The organism is Maccoyibacter intestinihominis, from assembly GCF_040096355.1.
In the GTDB taxonomy this organism is placed as follows: domain Bacteria; phylum Bacillota; class Clostridia; order Lachnospirales; family Lachnospiraceae; genus Maccoyibacter; species Maccoyibacter intestinihominis.
The window spans coordinates 92,850-116,316 of the sequence record NZ_JBBMEX010000006.1 but is presented as its reverse complement, the minus strand read 5'-3'; the positions used below and the strand labels follow the sequence as shown (position 1 = coordinate 116,316).

General features: G+C 42.1%; 27 protein-coding genes. All 27 read left to right on the top strand.

The features are described 5' to 3' along the window. Window positions 1–25 precede the first annotated feature (25 nt). The 27 genes from WMO43_RS07375 (at window position 26) to WMO43_RS07245 (ending at window position 23,465) form a co-directional block, all read left to right on the top strand. On the top strand, window positions 26–1,474 hold the full coding sequence (locus tag WMO43_RS07375) for an aminoacyl-histidine dipeptidase (RefSeq protein WP_353530750.1): 1,449 nt from the start codon (window positions 26–28) through the stop codon (window positions 1,472–1,474). Window positions 1,475–1,477: 3 nt separating this feature from the next. Then, on the top strand, window positions 1,478–2,116 hold the full coding sequence (locus tag WMO43_RS07370; protein WP_353530749.1) for a M23 family metallopeptidase: 639 nt from the start codon (window positions 1,478–1,480) through the stop codon (window positions 2,114–2,116). Window positions 2,117–2,123: 7 nt separating this feature from the next. Next, window positions 2,124–2,840, top strand: a complete 717-nt coding sequence (locus WMO43_RS07365) for a pseudouridine synthase (protein WP_353530748.1) — start codon at window positions 2,124–2,126, stop codon at window positions 2,838–2,840. A 10-nt stretch (window positions 2,841–2,850) separates the two neighbouring features. Then, window positions 2,851–3,531, top strand: a complete 681-nt coding sequence (locus WMO43_RS07360; protein ID WP_353530747.1) for an HAD family hydrolase — start codon at window positions 2,851–2,853, stop codon at window positions 3,529–3,531. Further along, window positions 3,528–5,462 carry a YgiQ family radical SAM protein gene (locus WMO43_RS07355; protein WP_353530746.1) on the top strand — a complete coding sequence of 645 codons (1,935 nt, stop codon included), beginning with the start codon at window positions 3,528–3,530 and terminating at the stop codon, window positions 5,460–5,462. The genes WMO43_RS07360 and WMO43_RS07355 overlap by 4 nt, the downstream gene beginning before the upstream one ends. Next, window positions 5,459–6,424, top strand: a complete 966-nt coding sequence (locus WMO43_RS07350; protein WP_353530745.1) for an RluA family pseudouridine synthase — start codon at window positions 5,459–5,461, stop codon at window positions 6,422–6,424. Before WMO43_RS07355 ends, WMO43_RS07350 begins: the two co-directional genes overlap by 4 nt. A gap of 12 nt (window positions 6,425–6,436) precedes the next feature. Continuing rightward, the gene (locus WMO43_RS07345; protein WP_353530744.1) at window positions 6,437–7,081 is read left to right on the top strand and encodes a histidine phosphatase family protein; all 645 of its coding nucleotides are present in this window, start codon (window positions 6,437–6,439) and stop codon (window positions 7,079–7,081) included. After that, complete coding sequence (locus WMO43_RS07340) at window positions 7,081–7,614, top strand: Holliday junction resolvase RecU (protein ID WP_353530743.1); 534 nt, start codon at window positions 7,081–7,083, stop codon at window positions 7,612–7,614. The genes WMO43_RS07345 and WMO43_RS07340 overlap by 1 nt, the downstream gene beginning before the upstream one ends. 109 nt (window positions 7,615–7,723) lie before the next feature. Next, window positions 7,724–8,917, top strand: coding sequence for an ATP phosphoribosyltransferase regulatory subunit (gene hisZ / locus WMO43_RS07335; RefSeq protein WP_353530742.1), 1,194 nt, complete (start codon window positions 7,724–7,726; stop codon window positions 8,915–8,917). Window positions 8,918–8,928: 11 nt separating this feature from the next. Continuing rightward, on the top strand, window positions 8,929–9,579 hold the full coding sequence (gene hisG, locus WMO43_RS07330; RefSeq protein WP_353530793.1) for an ATP phosphoribosyltransferase: 651 nt from the start codon (window positions 8,929–8,931) through the stop codon (window positions 9,577–9,579). Between the two features lies 1 nt (window position 9,580). Continuing rightward, window positions 9,581–10,873, top strand: coding sequence for a histidinol dehydrogenase (gene hisD / locus WMO43_RS07325; RefSeq protein WP_353530741.1), 1,293 nt, complete (start codon window positions 9,581–9,583; stop codon window positions 10,871–10,873). A gap of 14 nt (window positions 10,874–10,887) precedes the next feature. Beyond that, a complete protein-coding gene (gene hisB / locus WMO43_RS07320) occupies window positions 10,888–11,481 on the top strand; it encodes an imidazoleglycerol-phosphate dehydratase HisB (RefSeq protein WP_177963025.1) in 594 nt (197 codons plus the stop codon). A 2-nt stretch (window positions 11,482–11,483) separates the two neighbouring features. Next, window positions 11,484–12,767 (top strand): bifunctional phosphoribosyl-AMP cyclohydrolase/phosphoribosyl-ATP diphosphatase HisIE, encoded by a 1,284-nt coding sequence (gene hisIE, locus WMO43_RS07315; RefSeq protein WP_353530740.1) that lies wholly within the window; start codon window positions 11,484–11,486, stop codon window positions 12,765–12,767. Window positions 12,768–12,815: 48 nt separating this feature from the next. Further along, window positions 12,816–14,675 carry a TIGR03960 family B12-binding radical SAM protein gene (locus WMO43_RS07310; RefSeq protein ID WP_353530739.1) on the top strand — a complete coding sequence of 620 codons (1,860 nt, stop codon included), beginning with the start codon at window positions 12,816–12,818 and terminating at the stop codon, window positions 14,673–14,675. After that, window positions 14,665–15,384: a TIGR03936 family radical SAM-associated protein gene (locus WMO43_RS07305; protein ID WP_353530738.1), complete on the top strand. Its 720-nt coding sequence runs from the start codon at window positions 14,665–14,667 to the stop codon at window positions 15,382–15,384. Before WMO43_RS07310 ends, WMO43_RS07305 begins: the two co-directional genes overlap by 11 nt. Further along, complete coding sequence (locus tag WMO43_RS07300) at window positions 15,377–16,591, top strand: ribonuclease E/G (protein ID WP_353530737.1); 1,215 nt, start codon at window positions 15,377–15,379, stop codon at window positions 16,589–16,591. Before WMO43_RS07305 ends, WMO43_RS07300 begins: the two co-directional genes overlap by 8 nt. Further along, window positions 16,581–16,847: a hypothetical protein gene (locus tag WMO43_RS07295; RefSeq protein WP_353530736.1), complete on the top strand. Its 267-nt coding sequence runs from the start codon at window positions 16,581–16,583 to the stop codon at window positions 16,845–16,847. The genes WMO43_RS07300 and WMO43_RS07295 overlap by 11 nt, the downstream gene beginning before the upstream one ends. 78 nt (window positions 16,848–16,925) lie before the next feature. Continuing rightward, complete coding sequence (locus tag WMO43_RS07290; protein ID WP_353530735.1) at window positions 16,926–18,431, top strand: methyl-accepting chemotaxis protein; 1,506 nt, start codon at window positions 16,926–16,928, stop codon at window positions 18,429–18,431. 201 nt (window positions 18,432–18,632) lie between these two features. Then, window positions 18,633–18,941 carry a 50S ribosomal protein L21 gene (gene rplU, locus WMO43_RS07285; protein WP_177962559.1) on the top strand — a complete coding sequence of 103 codons (309 nt, stop codon included), beginning with the start codon at window positions 18,633–18,635 and terminating at the stop codon, window positions 18,939–18,941. Window positions 18,942–18,953: 12 nt separating this feature from the next. Next, complete coding sequence (locus tag WMO43_RS07280) at window positions 18,954–19,283, top strand: ribosomal-processing cysteine protease Prp (RefSeq protein WP_177962560.1); 330 nt, start codon at window positions 18,954–18,956, stop codon at window positions 19,281–19,283. Window positions 19,284–19,286: 3 nt separating this feature from the next. Continuing rightward, a complete protein-coding gene (rpmA, locus tag WMO43_RS07275) occupies window positions 19,287–19,574 on the top strand; it encodes a 50S ribosomal protein L27 (protein ID WP_177962561.1) in 288 nt (95 codons plus the stop codon). Window positions 19,575–19,648: 74 nt separating this feature from the next. After that, window positions 19,649–20,932 (top strand): GTPase ObgE, encoded by a 1,284-nt coding sequence (obgE, locus tag WMO43_RS07270; RefSeq protein ID WP_353530734.1) that lies wholly within the window; start codon window positions 19,649–19,651, stop codon window positions 20,930–20,932. A gap of 10 nt (window positions 20,933–20,942) precedes the next feature. Next, the gene (gene yhbY, locus WMO43_RS07265) at window positions 20,943–21,233 is read left to right on the top strand and encodes a ribosome assembly RNA-binding protein YhbY (protein WP_353530733.1); all 291 of its coding nucleotides are present in this window, start codon (window positions 20,943–20,945) and stop codon (window positions 21,231–21,233) included. Window positions 21,234–21,242: 9 nt separating this feature from the next. Continuing rightward, window positions 21,243–21,866: a nicotinate-nucleotide adenylyltransferase gene (gene nadD, locus WMO43_RS07260; protein WP_177962564.1), complete on the top strand. Its 624-nt coding sequence runs from the start codon at window positions 21,243–21,245 to the stop codon at window positions 21,864–21,866. A gap of 9 nt (window positions 21,867–21,875) precedes the next feature. Further along, window positions 21,876–22,454 carry a bis(5'-nucleosyl)-tetraphosphatase (symmetrical) YqeK gene (gene yqeK, locus WMO43_RS07255; protein ID WP_177962565.1) on the top strand — a complete coding sequence of 193 codons (579 nt, stop codon included), beginning with the start codon at window positions 21,876–21,878 and terminating at the stop codon, window positions 22,452–22,454. A gap of 15 nt (window positions 22,455–22,469) precedes the next feature. Then, entirely contained in the window at window positions 22,470–22,820 is a 351-nt protein-coding gene (rsfS, locus tag WMO43_RS07250; protein ID WP_353530732.1) for a ribosome silencing factor, read from the top strand. A 144-nt stretch (window positions 22,821–22,964) separates the two neighbouring features. Then, window positions 22,965–23,465 carry an RNA polymerase sigma factor gene (locus WMO43_RS07245; protein ID WP_353530731.1) on the top strand — a complete coding sequence of 167 codons (501 nt, stop codon included), beginning with the start codon at window positions 22,965–22,967 and terminating at the stop codon, window positions 23,463–23,465. Window positions 23,466–23,467: the final 2 nt, after the last annotated feature.

Here is a 23,467-nt window from a genome sequence, read left to right as displayed (position 1 = left end):
AGATATGAATTCAGGAGGTAAGAATATGAGAGTATTAGAAAATGTGCAGCCACAAAAAGTATTTTATTATTTTGAGGAACTTGCAGGAATCCCACACGGTTCCTATCATACAAAAGCCATCAGTGACTATTGCATGAACTTTGCAAAAGAACGGGAATTAGAGGCTTATCAGGATGCATATAATAATGTGGTCATTATCAAAGAAGCTACCGCAGGATATGAGAGTGCAGAACCAATCATCCTTCAGGGACATTTAGATATGGTCTGCGAAAAAGAAAACGACACGGAGATCGACTTTGAAAACGAAGGACTGCGTCTTTTTATAGACGGTGAATTCGTAAAGGCAAAAGGAACAACCTTAGGCGGCGATGACGGCATTGCCATTGCTTATGCCTTAGCCATCTTAGATTCTGATGAAATTGCACATCCACGTTTAGAGTGCGTCTTTACCGTAGATGAGGAAGTCGGCATGTTAGGTGCAGAAAAAATTGACCTTTCCATGTTAAAAGGACATCAGGTATTAAATATTGACTCTGATGTAGAAGGAATATTTTTAACAAGCTGTGCGGGCGGAGTGACGGCAGAGTGCAGTTTTCCGTTAGTCTTTGATGAAGCAGAGGGCTTACAATATCGTCTGACCCTGACCGGATTAATGGGCGGTCATTCCGGTGGTGAGATTGATAAGGAACGTGCCAATGCCATTGTAGAGATCGGAAGAATTTTAAAACATTTAGATGATACATTAGAAATGGGCATCTGTGCATTGAACGGTGGCCTTAAAGACAATGCCATTCCAAGAGAGTGCATCTGTGATATCTTAGTCACTCCGGAGGATGAGAAGAAGTTAGAAGATGCAGTTTTCGCACTAAACCGTACGCTGCAAAAAGAATATCAGGCAAGTGATCCTGATATCGTATTAAAATCCGAAAAACTCGGTACAAAAAAGACACAGGTGCTTGGTTACCGTTCCCAGTCAAGAATCCTTTTCTTCCTGCGGAATATGCCAAACGGCATTCAGCATATGAATATGGAGATTCCGGGACTTCCTGAGACTTCACTCAATGCCGGAATTATGAAAATGACAGAGGAAGAATTCTCCGTATCATTTTCCGTAAGAAGCAGCGTCAAGAGCAGAAAAGAAGAAGTGATGGATCGTCTTTCCTATTTATCTGAATTCTTAGGCGGTACGGTCACCTTTACCGGTAATTATCCTGCATGGGAATACAAAAAAGATTCTAAAGTCCGTGAACTGGTTTTAGATGTTTACCGGGATTTATATCAGAAAGAACCAAAGATCGAGGCAATCCATGCCGGCTTAGAGTGTGGAATCCTCTCCGAAAAGATTGAAAATCTGGACTGTGTTTCATTCGGACCGGATAACTTTGACATTCATACACCAAAAGAGAGACTTTCGATCTCATCTACCGAACGTGTATGGAAATTCATTTTAGAGTTTTTGAAAAGAGCAAAATAATTTATGTGGTATCGAAAATTTGCAGTGATCCTGCTGTTTATCTGCCTTGTTGCAGCTGACAGTGCAGGCGTACAGAAGATATTGCAGATTTCTAAAGAAAAGGGAACTGTTACGGAATACAAAGACCCTTACCATACGATCAAAAAAGAAGTATCCTATTTTCCGGTAGCGGAGTCAAAATGGGATGAACGCAAGACGGTCGCTTACGGAGACAGCTTTATGATGGAGCGTACCTACGGTGGAAAAAGAGGACATGAAGGATGTGACATCATGGCATCCTACAACCACAGGGGCGTGTATCCGGTAGTCAGTGTCTGTGACGGTACCTTAGAAAAGATCGGCTGGCTGCCCCAGGGCGGATGGCGGCTTGGCATACGCAGTAAAACCGGTGTCTATTATTACTATGCACACTTGTCCGATTATATGAAAGAATACCAAATCGGAGAGCAGATTCGTGCCGGGGAAGTCATTGGCTTTATGGGAGATACCGGCTATAGTGAGATAGAAGGAACCACGGGAAATTTTGATGTGCATCTTCATTTTGGCATTTATCTAAATGATAAAAACGGAAAAGAATATGCCATCAATCCCTATCAGGTTTTACAGAAATTAGAAAACAAAAAAAGAACACTTACATTCTAGGAGTATTATGATCCGACTGGACAAATATTTAGCCGATATGGGCATTGGAACCCGTTCGGAGGTAAAAAACATCATACGAAAAAAACAGGTCAGCGTCAATGGCATGCCGATAAGCAAGCCCGAAGCAAAGGTTGACATAACAAAAGATACCGTCTGTTATCAGGGAAAAACGGTTGCCTATGAACCCTATGTCTATTATATGTTAAACAAACCGGGCGGCTGTGTTTCGGCAGTCAAAGACAATCTGTATCCGACCGTCCTTTCTTTTATTGAAAATCCAAAGGGCTATAACCTGTTTCCGGTCGGCAGGCTGGATCTTGACACGGAAGGACTCTTGCTGATCACAAATGACGGAACATTAGCCCATGAGCTTCTAAGCCCGAAAAAGCATGTGACAAAGACCTATTTTGCAAAGGTACAGGGAAGAGTTACGAGGGAAGATGTCCAGCGCTTTTCCCTTGGATTAGATATCAAAGAAGAGAAACCGACACTTCCTGCAACCCTTGTTATTGAAAAATCGGATGATATTTCAGAAATCCGTGTCAGCATCACAGAAGGGAAATATCATCAGGTCAAGCGGATGTTTGAAGCGGTCGGAAAACAGGTTCTTTTTTTAAAACGGCTTTCTATGGGAACGTTACAATTAGATGAAACCCTGACTCCCGGAAGCTACCGGGCACTTACCACAGAAGAATTATCTGCACTGAAAAACAGAACAATATAGAGGAAAAACAATGAGTAAAAATATGTTAGAAAATATCCGGGCAGTCATTTTTGACCTAGACGGAACATTAGTAGATTCCATGTGGATGTGGGAATCCATTGATATTGAATTTTTAACCGCACGCGGTTTAGAAATGCCGGAAAATCTGAAATATGAGATAGAAGGTATCAGCTTTGCGCAGACTGCCGACTATTTTATCAAGCGGTTCAACTTAAAGGATACTCCACAGGAACTGATGAAGATCTGGAACGGCATGGCTTATGAAAAATACTGCAAAGAAGTGCCGTTAAAACCGGGAGCGAAGCAGTTCTTAGACTTATTAAAAGAAAAAGAAATCCGTGTCGGCATCGGAACCAGCAATTCCTATGAACTGACCAGAGCCTGTCTAAAGGCACATGATATTTTAGAGGATATTGATTATATCTTAACGTCCGATGAAGTCCCGAATGGGAAACCCGCACCGGACATCTATCTGATGGTAGCAGAACATTTTAATGTTGCCCCGGAGCACTGCATGGTCTTTGAGGATATTCCAAACGGAATGCGGGCAGCGATCAGTGCCGGCATGAAAGTCTGTGGCGTAGAAGATGAATTTTCCACCGAGCAGAATCCATTAAAAAAAGAACTTTCTGATTATTACATTACTTCCTATGAGGAAATTTTAAATGGCACCTATGAGGATCTGACATGAAAAATAAATTTTTACCCATTTGTAAAAAAGATATGGATGAGCGTGGTATTCAGCAACTGGATTTCGTCTATGTGATCGGCGATGCCTATGTTGACCATCCATCCTTTGGACATGCCATCATCAGCCGGGTACTGGAAGCACATGGATATACCGTTGGGATCATTTCACAGCCGGACTGGAAAGATGATCACAGTATTTCTATTTTAGGCGAACCAAGACTCGGCTTTTTGGTTGCCGCCGGAAATATGGACTCTATGGTCAACCACTATACCGTTTCTAAAAAGCGACGTTCCACAGATGCCTATACACCGGGCGGAGTCATGGGAAAGCGGCCGGACTATGCCACCATTACTTATTGTAATCTGATCCGACGCAATTATAAAAAAACACCGATCATCATTGGCGGGATTGAAGCGAGTCTGCGCAGGCTTGCCCACTATGATTACTGGTCAGATTCCTTAAAACGTTCCATTTTATTAGATTCCGGTGCGGATCTGCTCTTATACGGAATGGGAGAGAGAAGCATTGTAGAAGTGGCAGATGCCCTAAACAGTGGGCTTTTGGTTCGTGATATTACATTTATTGATGGAACTGTTTATAAAACAAGAAAAAAAGAAGATATTTATGATGCGATTTTTCTGCCAGACTATTCAGAACTGAAAGCAGATAAAAAGAATTATGCCAAAAGTTTTTATGTGCAATATCAAAATACCGACCCGTTTTCGGGAAAGCGTTTAGCGGAAAGCTATGACTATAAAACCTTTGTGGTACAAAATCCACCGTCTAAGCCGCTGACGATCGAAGAAATGGATGATGTCTATGCACTTCCCTATATGCGCACTTATCATCCTTCCTATGAAAAAGCAGGCGGTGTGCCTGCGATCAGTGAAGTGAAATTCAGTCTCGTCAGCAACCGTGGCTGTTTTGGAGGGTGCAGTTTTTGTGCCTTAACCTTTCATCAGGGCAGGATCATTCAGGTACGAAGCCATGAATCCATTATCGAAGAAGCAAAAATGCTTACGAAGGAACCCGACTTTAAGGGATATATTCACGATGTCGGTGGTCCGACAGCGAATTTCAGGGCACCTGCCTGTAAAAAACAGCTCAAACACGGAGCATGCCCAAACAAACAGTGTCTCTTTCCAAAACCCTGCGACAATCTGATCGCAGACCACAGAGATTACCGGGCACTTTTAAAACAGTTAAGAGCACTTCCGGGGGTAAAAAAAGTCTTTATCCGCTCCGGTATCCGTTTTGACTACCTGCTTGCCGATAAAGACCAGAGCTTTTTGAAAGAATTGTGTGAATATCATGTTTCAGGACAGCTTAAGGTTGCCCCGGAGCATATTTCGGATGCTGTTTTAAAATATATGGGAAAACCGGAAAACAGTGTTTACCGCCGTTTTGTGCAGTCCTATCAGAAGATGAACGAAAAGATCGGGCGAAAGCAGTTCTTAGTACCTTATCTGATGTCCTCGCATCCGGGTTCTACCTTAAAAGAAGCCGTGGAATTAGCAGAATTTTTACGGGATTTCGGATATATGCCGGAACAGGTACAGGATTTTTATCCGACACCTTCCACGCTGTCTACCTGCATGTATTATACCGGAGTAGACCCGCGGACCATGGAACCGGTCTATACGGCAGTGAACCCACACGAAAAAGCCATGCAGCGGGCATTGATCCAGTATCGGAATCCAAAGAATTACGAACTGGTATCGGAGGCACTCCATAAGGCAGGCAGAACGGATCTGATCGGATTTGACAAAAAATGTCTGATCCGTCCGAGAAATATCCAGTCTTCATCATCCACACAAAAGGGTGCTTCCGCCAAAAAACAGCAGAAATCGCAAAAGCAAAAACCGCAGCAGAAAAAGACTATTCGAAATGTCCATAAAAAGAAAAACGGAAAGCAGGCAAGAGAAGCATGAAAGAAATTGTGATCAACGAAAATGAAGCCGGACAACGTCTGGATAAATTCCTAGGCAAACTCTTAAAAGAGGCTCCTGCCAGCTTTTATTATAAGATGCTCCGAAAAAAGAATATTGTCTTAAACGGCAAAAAAGCAACTGGAAATGAGAAATTAACTGCCGGAGATTCGGTAAAATTATTCCTTTCGGATGAGACTTTTGAAAAATTTGCAGGAAAACAACAGACGAAAGATCCGGTTGTTTCCGTTCCGCATATTTCACTAGAAATCGTCTATGAGGATCACGATATCCTTGCCATCAACAAACCGGCGGGAATGCTTTCCCAAAAAGCGAAAAAAGAAGATATTTCCGCAAATGAATATATATTACAATATCTTTTAGAAAGTGGTACAATAACAAGAGAGAGCCTGCATACGTTTAAACCATCGGTCTGCAACCGGTTAGACCGCAACACATCGGGAATCTTAGTTGCAGGAAAGACCCTGAATGGATTGCAGCAGATGAGCAAAGCCTTTCGGGAACGCAGTATGGAAAAATATTATCTTGCGATCGTCGCAGGGCATATTTCCAAGCCAAGACGGATCGAAGGTTTTTTAAAAAAGGATGAGAAAAACAATCAGGTCACCATACTTTCTGAGCCTTCTAATGATGCAAAGCCGATCATTACCGAATATCGTCCCTTAAAGCTCGTTGGTCAGGTAACTTTACTTGAAGTTCATCTGATCACCGGAAGAAGCCATCAGATCCGTGCACACTTAGCATCGATTGGTCACCCTGTTATTGGCGATACCAAATACGGAAATCCGAGGCTTAACCGGGAATTTTTAAAAAATGCAGGTGTGACACATCAGTTATTACATGCATACCGCCTGTTTTTAGCCGATGGGACCAAGATACAGGCAGATGCCCCGAAAGAATTTGAACGTGCCTTAGAATGTCAAAAGACAGGCAGAGAAAAATAAGAGGTGGAGAACATGAATATTTATATCTTAAGACATGGAGAAACCAACGGAAACAAAGCAGGAAGAATCCAGGGAAGTACCGATATTCCGTTAAATGAATACGGCATTGAATTAGCTAAGATCACAAGGGACGGCATCGAAAAAGAGGGACTTCAATTTGATATTATTTATGCAAGTCCGCTATCAAGAGCCCGTAAAACGGCTGAGATCGTCCGTGGTACACATACAACCGAAATCGTCATTGATGACCGGATCATTGAGATGAATTTTGGAAAAGCAGAAGGTATGCTGATAAAAGATATTAATGAAAAACCGGAAAATCAGAATCTGAAATACTGTTTTAACATTCCATCGAAATATCAGGCAAAAGACGGAGCCGAAAGCTATGAACATATTATGGCAAGGGCCAAAGATTTCTTAGAAGACGAACTGCGACCGTTAGAGCATACTTATGAAAATGTACTGGTCGTCTGCCACGGAGCATTGATCCGTGCTTTATTACTCAACGTCTTAGGTTGGGATATTGACCGTTACTGGGAGATTCATCAACCAAACTGCTGTATGAATTTAGTGACCTTAAAAGACGGAAAATTTAACCTCGCCTATATGGAAAAAATTTATTACGAAGGTGATATTGCCGCGAAAGGAATCCTGTAATGCCAACTTGGAATTCAAGAGGTTTAAGAGGTTCAACCTTAGAAGAATTTATCAACCGGACCAATGAAAAATATGCCGAACACGGACTTGCCCTGATCCAGAAAGTACCGACACCGATCACACCGATCAATATCGACAAGGCAACCAGACACATTACCCTTGCTTATTTTGACCAGAAGAGTACCGTAGACTATATCGGTGCCGTACAGGGGATTCCGGTCTGTTTTGATGCCAAAGAATGTCATACAGATACCTTTCCGCTTGCCAATATTCATCCGCATCAGGTGCAGTTTATGGAGGATTTTGAAAAACAGGGCGGTATCTCCTTCCTTTTGATTTCCTTTACGCACAAAGATGAATTCTATTATCTGCGTCATCAAAAGCTCATGGAATTCTGGAATCGTATGGAGACAGGCGGACGGAAAAGTTTTCGCTATGAGGAATTAGAAAAAGACTTCTTTTTAAAAGGAAAAGGCGTGATCTTAGTTCCGTATTTAGACGGTATCCAAAAAGACTTAGAAATTCGGGAATAAACGTAAGAAGCAGGGATTGACTTTTTTTCTAATGTAACATATAATAAATCAAGTTTAATATATTATCAAGGTAGCACGTTACCACAATAAAGTGTCGGAGGAAAAAAGCATGAGAAGAGAATTATTACATACACCGGAAGGTGTCCGCGATATCTACAACGGAGAATGCGATAAAAAACAGCGCATAGAGCAGGAACTCCACCAGACGTTTTTAAGTTTCGGTTATCATACGATCCAGACTCCGACGTTTGAGTTTTTTGATGTATTCAATCGGGAGATCGGCACCATCCCATCCAAAGATTTATATAAGTTTTTTGACCGTGAAGGAAATACTTTAGTACTGCGTCCGGATATGACTCCATCCATCGCAAGAGCAGCCGCAATGTATTTTGGCGAGGAAACTATGCCGATCCGACTCTGCTATGCCGGAAATATTTTTATCAATAATAACAGTTATCAGGGCAGATTAAAGGAATCCACACAGCTTGGTGCAGAGCTGATCGGAGATGACTCGATCGAAGCAGATGCAGAAATCCTTGCGATGGCAGTCGAATGTCTGAAAAAGGCAGGCTTGGAAAAATTTCAGATCAGTATCGGTCATGCCGGATTTTTAAAAGGACTGATGGAAGAAGCAGGACTAAATGAAGAACAGGAAGAGGAACTGCGGGAACTGATCTCTAACAAGAATTTTTTCGGTGTGGAGGAGTTCATCGGTACACTGGAGATTGCCGAAGACTTAAAGGAACTTTTTACCCTCTTAGGCGGTTTTTATGACAGTCCAAAGCAGTTTGATAAGATTCAGAAAAAAGCAGCACCATATCAAAAGAGTGCTTCTGCTTTAGCTTACTTAAAGGATCTGCATGAAGTGTTAAAACTCTATCAGGCAGAACGTTATATTTCCTATGAACTTGGTGCGCTCAGCGACTACCATTATTATACCGGTATTATTTTTTCCGGCTATACCTTCGGAACGGGAGAACCGATTGTAAAGGGCGGACGTTATGATAAACTCTTAAAGTATTTTGGCAAGGATGCACCTGCCATTGGTTTCGCCATTGCCTCCGACCAGCTTTTAGCCGCTATCCAGAGACAAAAGACAGAAATAACAACAGACAAAGACTATCAGCTTTTGCTTTATCCGAAACAGCTTCAAAAAGAAGCCATCCTAAAGGCACAGGAATTGAGAAAAAACGGAGCTTTGATAGAATTGTTATGTATGGATGAGACCAAGAGCAAAGAGGACTATCAGGCATATGCCGGCAGAACCGGAATGACAAAGATTACATATATGGACGGAGAATAAAAATGGAAGATATGAGATATTTAACGTTTGCTTTAGGGAAAGGCAGATTAGCAAACCAGACCTTAGAAACCTTTGAAAAAATAGGCATTACTTGTGAAGAGATGAAGGACAAAAAGACCAGAAAGCTGATTTTTGTCAATGAAGAATATAAGCTGCGTTTCTTCTTAGCCAAAGGGCCGGATGTTCCCACCTATGTGGAATACGGTGCCGCGGACATTGGAATTGTCGGAAAAGACACGATCTTAGAAGAAGGACGCAACATCTACGAAGTCTTAGACTTAGGCTTTGGAAAATGTAAAATGTGTGTCTGCGGACCAAAAGAAGCCGAAGAACTGTTAAAGCACCGGGAACAGATTCGTGTTGCAACCAAATATCCGAAGATCGCAAAGGATTATTTTTATAATAAAAAGCATCAGACCGTGGAGATCATCAAGTTAAACGGCTCGATCGAGTTAGCCCCGATCGTCGGACTTTCCGAAGTGATCGTAGACATTGTAGAGACCGGTTCTACTTTAAGGGAAAACGGACTTTCTGTCTTAGAAGAAGTCATACCGTTATCTGCAAGAATGGTGGTCAACCAGGTCAGCATGAAGATGGAAAATGAACGTATTACAAAGCTGATTACCGACTTAAAGTCCGTATTGAGCAGTCAGGAGGTTTAAGATGAAGATCTTAACGTTAACAGAAGAAAGTAAAACAGATATCTTAGAAAATCTTTTAAAGCGTAGTCCGAACAGTTATGGCAAATTTGAAAGCCAGGTAGCCGAGATCATAGAAAATGTACGGGCAAAAAAAGACGCTGCATTATTTGACTATACCAGACGTTTTGACGGTGCCGACATCAGTGCCGATACCATTTTAGTCACCGATGCGGAAATCAAAGAAGCCTATGAAAATGTTGATGCAAAGCTGTTAGAGGTCATCAAAAAAGCATTGGTCAACATCCGTACCTATCACGAAAAACAAAGACAGTACAGTTGGTTTGATTCGGAAGAAAACGGCATCCTCTTAGGTCAGAAAGTAACGCCATTACAGAGAGTCGGTGTCTATGTACCGGGTGGCAAGGCAGTCTATCCATCCAGTGTACTGATGAACGTCATGCCGGCAAAAGTAGCAGGCGTGGATGAGATCATTATGACCACCCCTCCGGGAAAAGACGGTAAAATCTGTGCTTCTACCTTAGTTGCCGCAAAAGAAGCCGGTGTAGACCGCATTTATAAAGTGGGTGGTGCACAGGCAATCGCAGCACTTGCTTTTGGAACCGAAAGCATCCCTAAAGTAGATAAGATCGTAGGACCGGGAAACATCTATGTAGCACTTGCAAAAAAAGCCGTATTTGGTCATGTCAGCATTGATTCGATCGCAGGACCGAGTGAGATCTTAGTCTTAGCAGATGAGACTGCCAATCCGCGTTTTGTTGCCGCAGACCTGTTATCACAGGCAGAGCATGATGAAATGGCATCTGCGATCCTTGTGACCACAAGCAAAACTTTAGCAGAAGAAGTCTCTAAAGAGATCGATGCATTTGTAAAACAGCTTTCAAGAAAAGAGATCATCCAGAAGTCTTTAGACCAGTATGGTTATATTTTAGTGGCAAAGGATGACGCAGAGGCGATCCAGACCGCAAACGAGATTGCTTCCGAGCACCTTGAGATCGTGATGAAAAATCCATACGAAGTTATGACGAAGATCCGCAATGCCGGTGCTATTTTCTTAGGAGAATACAGCTCGGAGCCGTTAGGCGATTACTTTGCAGGTCCAAACCATGTACTGCCAACCAACGGAACCGCTAAATTTTTCTCTCCGTTAAGCGTAGATGACTTCATTAAGAAATCCAGTATCATTTCTTATTCAAAAGAGGCATTAGAGCCTGTTTATAAGGATATTGTACAGTTTGCGGAATGTGAACAGTTGACGGCACACGCAAATTCGATTAAAGTAAGATTTGAGGATTAAGGAGGAATACCCGGATGAATACAGCACGAACTTCAAGTGAAGTCCGAAAGACGAAAGAGACGGACATTCAATTAGATCTGAATATTGACGGAAGCGGTGTCTATGAGGTGGATACCGGGATCGGTTTTTTTGACCATATGTTAGAGGGATTTTCAAGGCATGGTTTTTTTGACCTGAAACTTCAGGTAAAAGGGGACCTTCATGTAGATTCCCATCATACGATCGAAGATACCGGAATTGTCCTTGGAACGGCGATCAAGAATGCCTTAGGCAAAAAAGAAGGCATCCGCCGCTACGGAAGCTGTATCCTGCCAATGGATGAAACACTTGTCCTCTGTGCCTTGGATTTATCGGGAAGACCTTATTTTTCCTTTGATGGAACTTTTGATACACCACGCGTAGGAGAATTTGATACGGAGATGGTGCGTGAATTTTTCTATGCCATATCCTATACCGCCGGCATGAATCTGCATATGAAGGTATTATCCGGCACAAACAGCCATCATATCATTGAGGCATTATTCAAGGCATTTGCGAAAGCATTAGATGAAGCGGTCACGACGGACCCGCGGATTCATGATATACTATCTACGAAAGGCAGTCTGTAAAAATGAGAGAATATAAAAATCTGGTTGCAACCTTATATTTAAAAAACGGAAAGGCAGTCAAAAGCATTGATAATTTAGAGGAACTTGAAGACACAAAGAACCTGATCAAATTGTATAATGACAGCGGCATTGATAAGATCCTGATCTATGACCTTTCTACGGAAGATGAGGAGCACGAACTGAATATCCATACCATCAAAGAGTTAAACCGTCTGTTAGAGATTCCGCTTTGTGCAGGAGGTAACATTAACCGCTTAGAGGATGTCAAGAAACTGATCTATGCCGGATGTAAGGAAGTTATTTTAAATGGTTCAAAACCTTCTACCGCCCAGCTTGCGATGGAGGCGAGCAAACGTTTCGGTAAGGAAAAGATCATCATCTCCTTAAAGAATGTGGATTACATCTTTAAACATCAGAAAGAACTTCAGGAGAGTGTACATGAGATTCTGGTTATGAATCAGGAAATCTTAGATTCCGTAGAAAATCTGACCGACATCATCTATTTGGTTGAGCAGAACGAGCTGGATATGGATAAATTGACCACACTCTTAAAAAGAGACAATGTGCGTGGTATCTGTGGAGAGTTCATCAATGATTTAGAGACAGACATTATGAAGTTAAAGACAGAGCTGTCCCGTAATGGCATCAAGATGGATAATTTTGACCCTGCGATCAGTTGGGAGAACTTAAAGAAAAATTCGGACGGTCTGATCCCGGTCATTGTACAGGATTATACGACCAACGATGTGTTAATGTGTGCTTATATGAACGAAGAAGCGTTCCACGCTACGATCAACTGTGGAAAAATGACCTACTACAGCCGAAGCCGTCAGGAACTTTGGATGAAGGGTGAGACTTCCGGACATATTCAGTATGTGAAAGAATTAACAGCCGACTGTGACTTTGATACGATACTTGCAAAAGTGTCACAGGTAGGGGTTGCCTGCCATACCGGCAATCCTAGCTGCTTTTTCAATGAGATCGTCAAGAAAGAGTATATTGAAAAAAATCCATTAAAAGTATTTGAAACGGTTTATAATATTATTGAAGACCGCAAAAATAATCCAAAAGAAGGTTCTTACACCAACTATCTTTTTGACAAAGGGATTGACAAAATTCTGAAAAAAGTGGGTGAAGAGTGTACGGAAATTGTGATTGCCGCAAAAAACCCGGACCCGGAAGAAATCAAATACGAGATTTCAGATTTTCTCTATCATGTCATGGTATTAATGGTAGAAAAGGGTGTGACCTGGGAGGAAATCACACAGGAATTGGCACAGCGGTAGAGCCATGTCAGCAACCGTATGCAGCATAGAACATATGATAGGAAAAATATGAGAAAATTAGCATTAAGTGATGAAATTTTAATGAAAATAGACAAGCCCGTCCGATACATCGGGCATGAGTTAAACAGTGTCGTAAAGAATCCTGAGGACGTAGACATCCGTTTTGCCATGTGCTTTCCGGATGTCTATGAGATTGGAATGTCACATTTAGGCATCCAGATCCTTTATGATATGTTTAACCGGAGAGAAGATGTATACTGCGAGAGAGTCTATTCCCCGTGGCCGGATCTGCATCAGATCATGAAAGAGCAGCATATTCCGCTGTTCGGACTCGAATCACAGGAACCACTGACGCATTTTGACTTTATCGGGATCACCATCCAATATGAAATGTGTTATACCAATATCTTACAGATCTTAGATCTAGCACAGATCCCACTTTTAGCAAAAGAGCGTGAACGGGATATGCCGTTTGTCATTGGCGGAGGACCATGTACCTACAATCCGGAGCCTTTGGCAGACTTTTTTGATTTATTCTATATTGGCGAAGGTGAAACAAGCTATGATGCTTTATTAGATCTGTATAAAGAGTGGAAAAAAGGAGATGCCTCGAGAGAAGCCTTTTTGCATCAGGCGGCAAAGATACCGGGAATCTATGTTCCGTCACTCTATGAAGTCAGCTATAAAGAAGATGGAACGTTAGCCTCTATGGAACCGGTATATGACGATATCCCCAAAAAAATCGAAAAACAGGTAGTAACGGAACTGACTGCCAGCGTCTATCCGGACAAACCGGTCGTACCGTTTTTGAAAGTGACACAGGACCGTGTCGTATTAGAGGTACAGCGTGGCTGTATCCGCGGCTGCCGTTTTTGTCAGGCGGGTATGATCTATCGTCCGCTCCGTGAAAAAGATGTAGAGCGTCTGAAACGTCAGGCAGACATCATGTTAAAGAATACCGGGTATGAAGAGATTTCCTTAAGCTCTTTAAGTACCAGTGATTATCGGGAATTAGAGGATCTGATCAACTACCTGATCGAACATCATGGAAAGGAACATGTGAATATTTCCCTTCCGTCTCTGCGTGTAGATGCATTTTCCTTAGACGTTATGGGAAAAGTACAGGATATTAAAAAGAGCAGTCTGACGTTTGCACCGGAGGCAGGCTCCCAGAGACTTCGTGATGTCATTAACAAAGGTTTGAACGAAGAGATTATCCTACATGGATGCGGACTTGCCTTTGAAGGTGGCTGGAACAAGGTAAAACTTTACTTTATGCTTGGACTTCCGACAGAACAGGTCGATGATATGAAAGCCATTGCAGAACTTGCAAACAGGATCGCTGTCCGCTATTATGAGATCCCAAAAGATCAAAGAAACGGAAAATGCCAGATTACGGTCAGCACTTCTTTCTTTGTGCCAAAACCGTTTACACCGTTCCAGTGGTCACCGATGTGTACCAAAGAGGAATTCTTAAATCGTGCCAAAATCGTCAACGATACCGTAAAAGATCAGTTGAACCGCAAGAGTATCAAGTATAACTGGCATCAGGCAGATGTTACCGTATTAGAGGGTATTTTTGCAAGAGGTGACCGCCGTCTCAGCAAGGCTATTTTAAAAGCCTATGAAGAAGGCTGTATTTTTGATGCCTGGGGCGAATACTTTGACAATGAGAAATGGATGCAGATTTTTGAGGACTGCGGCATTGATCCTGATTTTTATACGATCCGCCCAAGAGAAACCGACGAGCTGTTCCCTTGGGATTTCATCGATGCCGGCGTGACCAAAGAATTTTTGATCCGCGAGTGGGAAACGGCACGATCCGAGGTCGTCACCCCGAACTGCAGAGAACGCTGTTCCGGCTGTGGTGCAAGAAAATATAAACGAGGTGTCTGCTATGAAAATTAGAATTAAATTCCGAAAATATGGTGCCTTAAAATTTGTCGGACATCTGGATATGATGCGTTATTTTCAAAAGGCACTAAAACGTGCCGGCATCGACATGAAGTATTCCGAAGGCTTTAACCCTCATATGATCATGTCCTTTGCTGCACCGCTTGGTGTCGGGATCACCAGTGACGGAGAATATTTTGACATTGAGGTACTTTCTACGAAGTCAACGGCAGAATCCTTAAAGATCTTAAACGAAGCCATGGTCGAAGGCGTGGAAGTGACCTCTTACGTTGCATTACCGGATACCGCGAAAAAATCCATGTCTTTAGTTGCGGCAGCAGACTATGAGATCTTCTATAAAGAAGGTTATGAAATTCCAAGATCGGTTGCAGAATTTACGGAGATCTATCGGAATTTCTACGAAAAACAGTCCGAAATCCTGATCGTCAAAAAGACAAAAAAGAGTGAACGTGAAATGGACTTAAAGCCATTGATCTATGACTTTCAGGTTCAAAACCGAAACGCTGCACCGGTATTCTACTTAAAGGTCTGTACCGGAAGTGTGGACAATATCAAACCGGAGTTAGTGCTTGCTTCCATGTTTGAATCAGCGGGACTGACCTATCATCCTGAAGCAATGCAGATCCATAAATTAGAGACCTATACCAAAAATGAGCAGGGTGATTTCATCCCGCTGGATGCCCTTGGAGAGAACATTGTCTGAGCGGATCATCATTACGAAAGCACCTTTAAAAGAAGGATGGGGGCAGGAATTTTGGATTGCGGCGGCCTTTGATGAAAAGCGCATGACGCAGATTCAGGCAGAAGCCGTCTCAAAGTCCTCGATCCTTGGAAATATCTACATCGCAAAAGTAGAAAATATTGCACAAAACATTCAGGCAGCCTTTGTGGATATTGCAAAGGGTGTCTCCTGTTTTTTGCCCTTAGAAGAAGCAAAAAATGCTGTTTTTACGAAAAAGAACGGAAAAAAAGACTTATGCATCGGTGATGAACTTCTCGTGGAAGTAACCAGAGAAAAGCAAAAGAACAAACCTGCTTCGGTCTCTGCAAATCTGAACTTTTCCGGGAAATACCTGATACTGACGACCGGAAACCATCTTTTGGGTATTTCTAAAAAACTGCATGCGACAGAGCGGGAACGTTTGCAGGCATTGTTAAAAGATCAGATCACCGATACCTTTGGGATCGTCGTGCGTACCGCCGCAAAAGATGCTTCCGATGAAGAGATTTTAAAGGAATTAGAAATGTTAACAAAGCAGTGTCACGCCTGCCTGCAAGGGGCAATGCACCGGACTGCTTTTACACGGTTGCGGGAAGCCCCGCCTTTTTATCTGCAATTTTTAAAAAACCGTAATCTCACGGAAGTGCAAAAGATCACGACTGATATTCCCAGTGTACATGAAGTGCTTTTACAACACCTTCAAGATACGAAAGAGGCTGAAAAACTACACCTTTATACCGATACACAGGTATCCCTTTTTGCACTTTACAGTCTGACACATGAACTGGAACGGGCATTACACAGACAGGTCTGGCTGCCGTCCGGTGCCTATTTAGTCATTGACCCGACCGAAGCATTGACGGTCATTGATGTGAACAGCGGAAAAAACATCAAAAAGAAAGCCAGAGAGGAACTGGTCTTTTCCGTGAACGTTGAAGCAGCCCATGAGATAGCAAGACAGCTTATTTTAAGGAATATTTCCGGCATCTGTATCATTGATTTTATTGATATGAAAGAAAAAGAACACCGGGAAGAGTTAATGCATATCCTGCGGATGGACTTAAAAAAAGACAAAGTTCCCGCCACACTGGTTGACATTACACGCTTAGGATTGGTAGAATTAACAAGGAAAAAAGTACAGAAAAGCCTAAAAGAACAATTACAAGGAGATGTCTCTGATGAAAAGTAAATTTCCAAAAAAACTTCTGGCATGTCTTTTTAAGCTTGCCGGCATTTATTATGCACTTTATATAGGAGTATGGACGATGGGAATCCATAATCTCTATGCGACGATACAGGAACTTCTTGCGGGAAATCTGAGCATTACCAGCCTGCAATTTGTAAAAAATGTGGTTGCTTTTGTCTTTTCCCTTTCTGCAGCAGGAGCAATCTGGTGTGTGGGCGACATTTTATGCAGCAAATTCAAGGATTCCCCTGAGGAATAGCGGTTGACCTCTATCCTTAAACTTGTTAAAATAATATTAAAGATATGATCATTTAAGTATAACTGAAGGAGTGATATTATGCCTGATACAAATGAAAAAATGAAATTCCGTTATAACAATAAGGAACAGCGGAACATAAAAATGAATACGTTTTTGACCATGGGATTTGCTGTTTTATATTTAGAAATGGCAGCTTATCTGATCCTGCAGATGACACGGGGCAACGCCGGAAAGGTAGAAACCATTGTAAAATGCGGTATCATTGTGGCTGCGATCATAGCAAATGTCATCTGTTTTAAAGTCAGACCATCCTGGGAACAGTATAAGATCATCATGACCTTAGAATACAGTATCATCTATCTGATGATGGTCTTTGATGCCCGCAGTGAATTCTTAACGTTCACTTTACTTGGACTGCTGGCAACTTTTATTGCATATTTTGACAAAAAATTAATTTATATCGCGGCAGGAATCTTCAGCTTTGATTATGTGGTCGGTGTGATCATCCGCTGTCAGAGACACCTGTTAGATAACGGTTTTGAACTGGCATGCACCATGATCATGTTCTTTATGGCCTTCTATACGATCATCCGGGTAGGCACGATCGCAGAACTGTTTAACACCCATGCCCTTGTTTCCATAGAAGAACAGCAAAAGACCCAGACTTCTATGTTAGACAGTATCCTGAACATTTCTAAAACGGTCCGCAGTGAAACGTCAAAGAGCAATGACATGGTGGACGGACTGGTAGAGTCTACGGAAACCGTGGCTCACAGCATGAAAGAGATTTCAGATGCTGCAAGTGTCACAGCAGAAAATATCTACGAACAGAGCACGATGACGCAGACGATACAGGAAGCCATTGACGAAACCGTGGAACACTCCAAGAATGCCGTAGATGCTGCTATGGATTCCGACCGGGATTTAAAAAACAGTATTAAAATTGTCAAAGATCTTCAGACACAGGCCGAACGGATCACACAGACGAACGAAAAAGTCAACACTTCCATGGCCGGATTACAGACGCGTACAAAGGCAGTGGAAGAAATTACCGGTATGATCTTTAGTATTTCAAGCCAGACAAACCTCTTAGCCTTAAATGCCTCGATCGAGAGTGCAAGAGCAGGAGAAGCCGGCAGAGGATTTGCCGTTGTCGCAGATCAAATCCGTGAATTATCGGAACAGACGAGACAGTCCACCGAAGAGATTTCAAAGATCATTCAGGAACTGAATGAAAACGCCGAAGAAGTCGTTACCATTATTGATGAATCCGTCAAGGCGGCAGACAGCCAGAGTACGATGATCTTAGATGCTGCACAGAGTTTTGAAAAAATGGATACCAATATTTCCGGTCTGATCGAAGATATCCAGGAGATCAGTGCAAGGATTGAAAAGTTAGCGGATTCTAATAACCAGATCGTAGAAAACATATCACAGTTATCTGCAACCACAGAGCAGGTAACCGCAAGTGCAGAGCAGGCAAACGGCTTAAGCGAGCACAATTTAGAGCTTGCAAAGAGTACCAAGGATGCCATTGAACTGATCGAAACGACAACCGGAGGTTTAGACCAGTATCTTTCTTAGATTTTCTGTTTGGAGCAGAACCGAAAAAAACAGGAAAGGTATTGGAAAGTTACCTTGGAAATTCGGTATTGAAAATTGTAGAAAAACAGTTGACGTAATATCCTGCTTATGCTATGATAATTGAGTATGCCGCACAGCGAGGTTCTAAGTCTGCGTTTGCAGCACCAAAACTGGCGAGTAATGATAAATAGGAGGTGCCTTATGTACGCAATTATTGCAACAGGTGGTAAACAGTACAAAGTTTCCGAAGGCGATATCATTAATGTTGAAAAACTTGGTGTTGAAGCTGGAGAGACAGTTACATTTGACCAGGTTTTAGCAGTAAGCGATAATGAGATGAAAGTCGGAAGTCCATTCGTTGACGGAGCAAGCGTAACAGCTTCTGTAGTTGAGAACGGAAGAGGAAAGAAAGTTATCGTTTACAAATATAAGAGAAAAACCGGTTACCATAAGAAAAATGGTCACAGACAGGCGTATACAAAAGTTAAGATTGAAAAGATCAACGCTTAAGCCTGAAATCTTATGATCGAGATTACAGTTTACAGAAATCAGAACAACCTGTATACAGGATTTGACTGTATCGGACATGCAGGCTATGCCAATGCAGGGGAAGATGTGGTGTGTGCCGGTGTATCTGCACTGGTCATCAATACCATTAATTCCATCGGCAACCTGACAGAAGAAGCCTTTTCAATCGATACCGATGAAGAGAGCGGTCAGATTGTTTTCCGATTAGAAAAACCGTCAGAACATGACAGCTTTTTACTCATACAGTCAATGACACTTGGCTTACAGGAAATTATGAATCAATACGGTAATGAATTTATTACATTAGACTTCGAGGAGGTGTAAGATATGTTAACAATGAACCTTCAGTTTTTTGCTCATAAAAAAGGAATGGGTTCTACAAAGAACGGTAGAGATTCCGAATCCAAGAGATTAGGTGCAAAAAGAGCAGACGGTCAGTTTGTAAAAGCCGGTAACATTTTATACAGACAGCGTGGAACCAGAATTCATCCTGGTACAAACGTAGGTATCGGTGGCGATGATACATTATTCGCTTTAGCAGATGGAATCTTAAGATTCGAGAGAAAAGGAAGAGATAAGAAACAGGCTTCCGTATATCCGGTTGAGAGCAAATAATCATGGATAGTTAGTAGACCCGACTGTATAGCCGGGTCTATTTTGTCATTTATTGAAAAATGAGGTAAAAAATTATGTTTGCAGACCGTGCAAAAATTATCATAAAATCAGGAAAAGGCGGAGATGGACATGTCTCTTTCCGCCGTGAAAAATATGTGCCAAACGGCGGACCGGACGGTGGCGACGGAGGAAAAGGCGGAGATATCATCTTTGTGGTAGACAAGGGTATGAATACGCTGTCTGATTACCGGCACCGCAGAAAATTCGCTGCGGAGAACGGCGAAGAGGGCGGTAAGCGAAACTGCCATGGAAAAAAGGGTGCCGATCTGATCTTAAAAGTTCCGGAGGGTACGATCATCCGGGATGCCGAAAGCGACAAAGTCATTGCAGACATGTCCGGCGACAACCAAAGACAGATCGTCTTACGGGGCGGTAACGGCGGACTTGGAAACCAGCACTATGCAACCTCAACGATGCAGGCACCAAAATATGCAAAACCGGGACAGGAAGGCATTGAAATAGAAGTACGTTTAGAGCTGAAAGTCATTGCGGATGTCGGTTTAGTAGGATTTCCAAATGTCGGAAAATCCACATTTTTAGCAAGAGTGACCAATGCACAGCCAAAGATCGCCAACTATCACTTTACAACCTTAAATCCAAATCTCGGTGTTGTAGATATGGAAGACGGTGGATTTGTCATTGCAGATATTCCGGGACTCATTGAAGGTGCTTCCGAGGGAGTCGGACTTGGTCATGAATTCCTTCGCCATATCGAGCGTACCAAAGTCATGATCCATATGGTAGATGCAGCTTCCGTAGAAGGACGCGATCCAATCGAAGACATCCTTGCGATCAATCGTGAATTAGAGGCATATAACCCGAAATTGTTAGAAAAACCGCAGGTCATTGCTGCGAATAAGATCGATGCCATTTATGAAGGCGAAAATGAGATCATCGAAAATCTCCGTAAAACCTTTGAACCGGAAGGCATCGAAGTCTATCCGATCTCTGCGGTCAGCGGAAAAGGTGTGAAAGAACTGTTATTTGCAGTAAAGGCACTCTTAGCAGAATGTCCGCAGGATACGATCGTGTTTGAACAGGAATTCTTCCCGGAACTCTGTCAGGAAGACGAAGAACCATACACGGTAGTCTTTGACGAAGAGGATGAAGTCTATGTCGTAGAAGGTCCAAGCATCGAAAAAATGTTAGGATATACGAACATTGATTCGGAAAAAGGATTTTTATTCTTCCAGAAATTCTTAAAACAGCAGGGAATTTTAAAGGAATTAGAAAAATTAGGAATTGAAGAAGGCGATACCGTGCGTATGTACGGACTGGAATTTGATTATTATAAATAGAGGAAAAGATATGAACAGTAAACAACGAGCTTATTTAAAAAGCCTTGCAAGCACTATGAATCCTATTTTTCAGGTGGGAAAGGCAAGCCTGACTCCGGAGATCGTGACTGCGATCGACGAAGCACTGGAAAAAAGAGAATTGGTAAAGGTATCGGTACTGAGAAACTGTATTGATGACCCGCGCATCATTGCAGAGGCAATTGGAGAACGGACGCATTCTGAAGTCGTTCAGGTGATCGGAAAGAAAATGATTTTTTACCGTCCATCCAAAAAAGATCCAAAAATTGAATTACCAAAATAAGAGGTTCACATGAAAAAAACAGGGATTATGGGAGGTTCTTTTAACCCCATCCACGTCGGACATCTAGAGATTGCCGAATGTGCATGGAAAGAATACGGTCTGGACGAAATACTCTTTATCCCCAACTATTGTCCGCCACACAAGGACAGCAGTGAGATGTTAGATGCCAAAAGCCGTTTAGATATGGTAAAATTAGCGATTCAGGGACATCCCAATTATACGGTTACAGACAGAGAAATTCAAAAAGGCGGGTTAAGTTATACCTATCTGACCATAAATGAATTAAAGGCAGAAGAACCTGATACGGAATTTTATTTCCTGATGGGAGCCGATTCCCTTGCGGATTTTCGGAAATGGTCACATGCGGAGGTGATCGCTTCTAAATGCCATATCTTAGCAGCTATGCGGGATGAATTAGGCGATGAGGATGTCAAGCAGATCGCAGATGAGCTTTCTTTGGAATACCAGGGAGATTTTTCTCTTTTAAAAATTCCTCCAACAGACATTTCCTCCACGCAGATCCGAAAAGATATCCGAATGGGGAACAGTATTTCCGGAAAGGTTCCAAAAGCCGTAGAAGACTATATCTTAATACACCGTTTATACTCCCAAAAACAGAATACAGAAGGATAGGACAAAACTATGAATGAAATTTTTACAAATATTCAGATGCAGTTAAAAGAAGAATTAGATGAAAAACGCTATGAACACACCATCGGTGTCATGTATACGGCAGCAAGCCTTGCCATGCGCTACGGTGTGATGATGCATCAGGCGATCTTAGCAGGACTGTTGCATGACTGTGCCAAAGCAATTCCAAACGATGAAAAATTAGAGCTTTGCAAAAAATACGGCATTATCGTAAGTGACGTAGAGCGTGAAAATCCATCTTTACTGCATGCAAAACTCGGTGCTTATATCGCAAGAGAAAAATACGGGGTTATGGATGATGAAGTACTGCATGCCATCTATGTGCATACCACCGGAGAGCCGGGAATGAGTACCTTAGATAAGATCCTTTTTGTTGCCGATTATATTGAACCAAACCGTGACAGCCAGCCGAACTTAGAATATGTTCGTAAGATTGCTTTCTGGGACTTGAATCAGGCAATGGAGGGTATTTTATATGATACCTTAGAGTATTTAAAGAAAAGTGATAAACAGATCGATTCCATGACGCAGAAAACCTATGAATACTATGCGTCAACCAAAGAATCTTAAAACAGGAGGAATAGCATGAACCAGTCAGCAGAAATGGTAAAAATCGCTGCGAAGGCATTAGAAGATAAAAAAGCGGAAGATATCCGCGTGATCGATATCCGTGAGATCTCAACGATTGCAGATTTTTTTGTGATCGCAAACGGAACTAACGCAAATCAGCTCGCCGCTATGCGCGATGCAGTAGATGAAGAGCTCTACAAAGCCGGATATCATACCAAACAGGTAGAAGGGAATCAGAACTCCACATGGATCCTGATGGATTATAATGATATTATCGTACACATCTTTTCTAAAGAAGACCGTCTGTTCTATAATCTAGAGCGTATGTGGACGGATGGAAAACAGATTGATGTGAACCAGCTTTAATCAGCCAATATCTATCATTTTCATACATTTTTAAAAGTCCGGCTGTCTGAACAAAAAAGTTCAGTATGCCGGCTTTTTTTGAAACTTTTTCCCCCTTTCATTCGTATTATTATCAGATAAGGAAAAGAGAAGAGACAGGTACCTATGGAAAAAACACAGTTTGAAAACTATTTTAAAAACTATTATGCCCTTGTATTTCGCATTGCCTTTTCGGAATTGAAATCCCATGCGGATGCCGATGATATCGTACAGGATGTATTTTTAAAGCTATTGCTTTATCAGCCGGCATTTGAAAGCACAGAACATGAAAAGGCATGGCTGATCCGTATTACCATCAATCAATGTAAGGATTACCAGAAGAACAAGTGGAACAACAGCACGATTGGATTTGAGCATATCCCGGAATCGGAAAAGGCTTACTTCAAAGTTCCGCATGTGGAATCGGATGATACACTCTGGGCAGTGTTAGAGTTAAAGGAAAGCTATCGAAGACCTCTCTATCTTTTCTATTATGAGGACTATTCCATCAAAGAGATTGCCGCACTGTTACATATTCCGGAAAATACAGTTAAAACCAATCTGAAACGTGGAAGAGAACAGGTAAAAAAATTATTAGATCTATCTGAACACAAACGCAGCCAATAAAT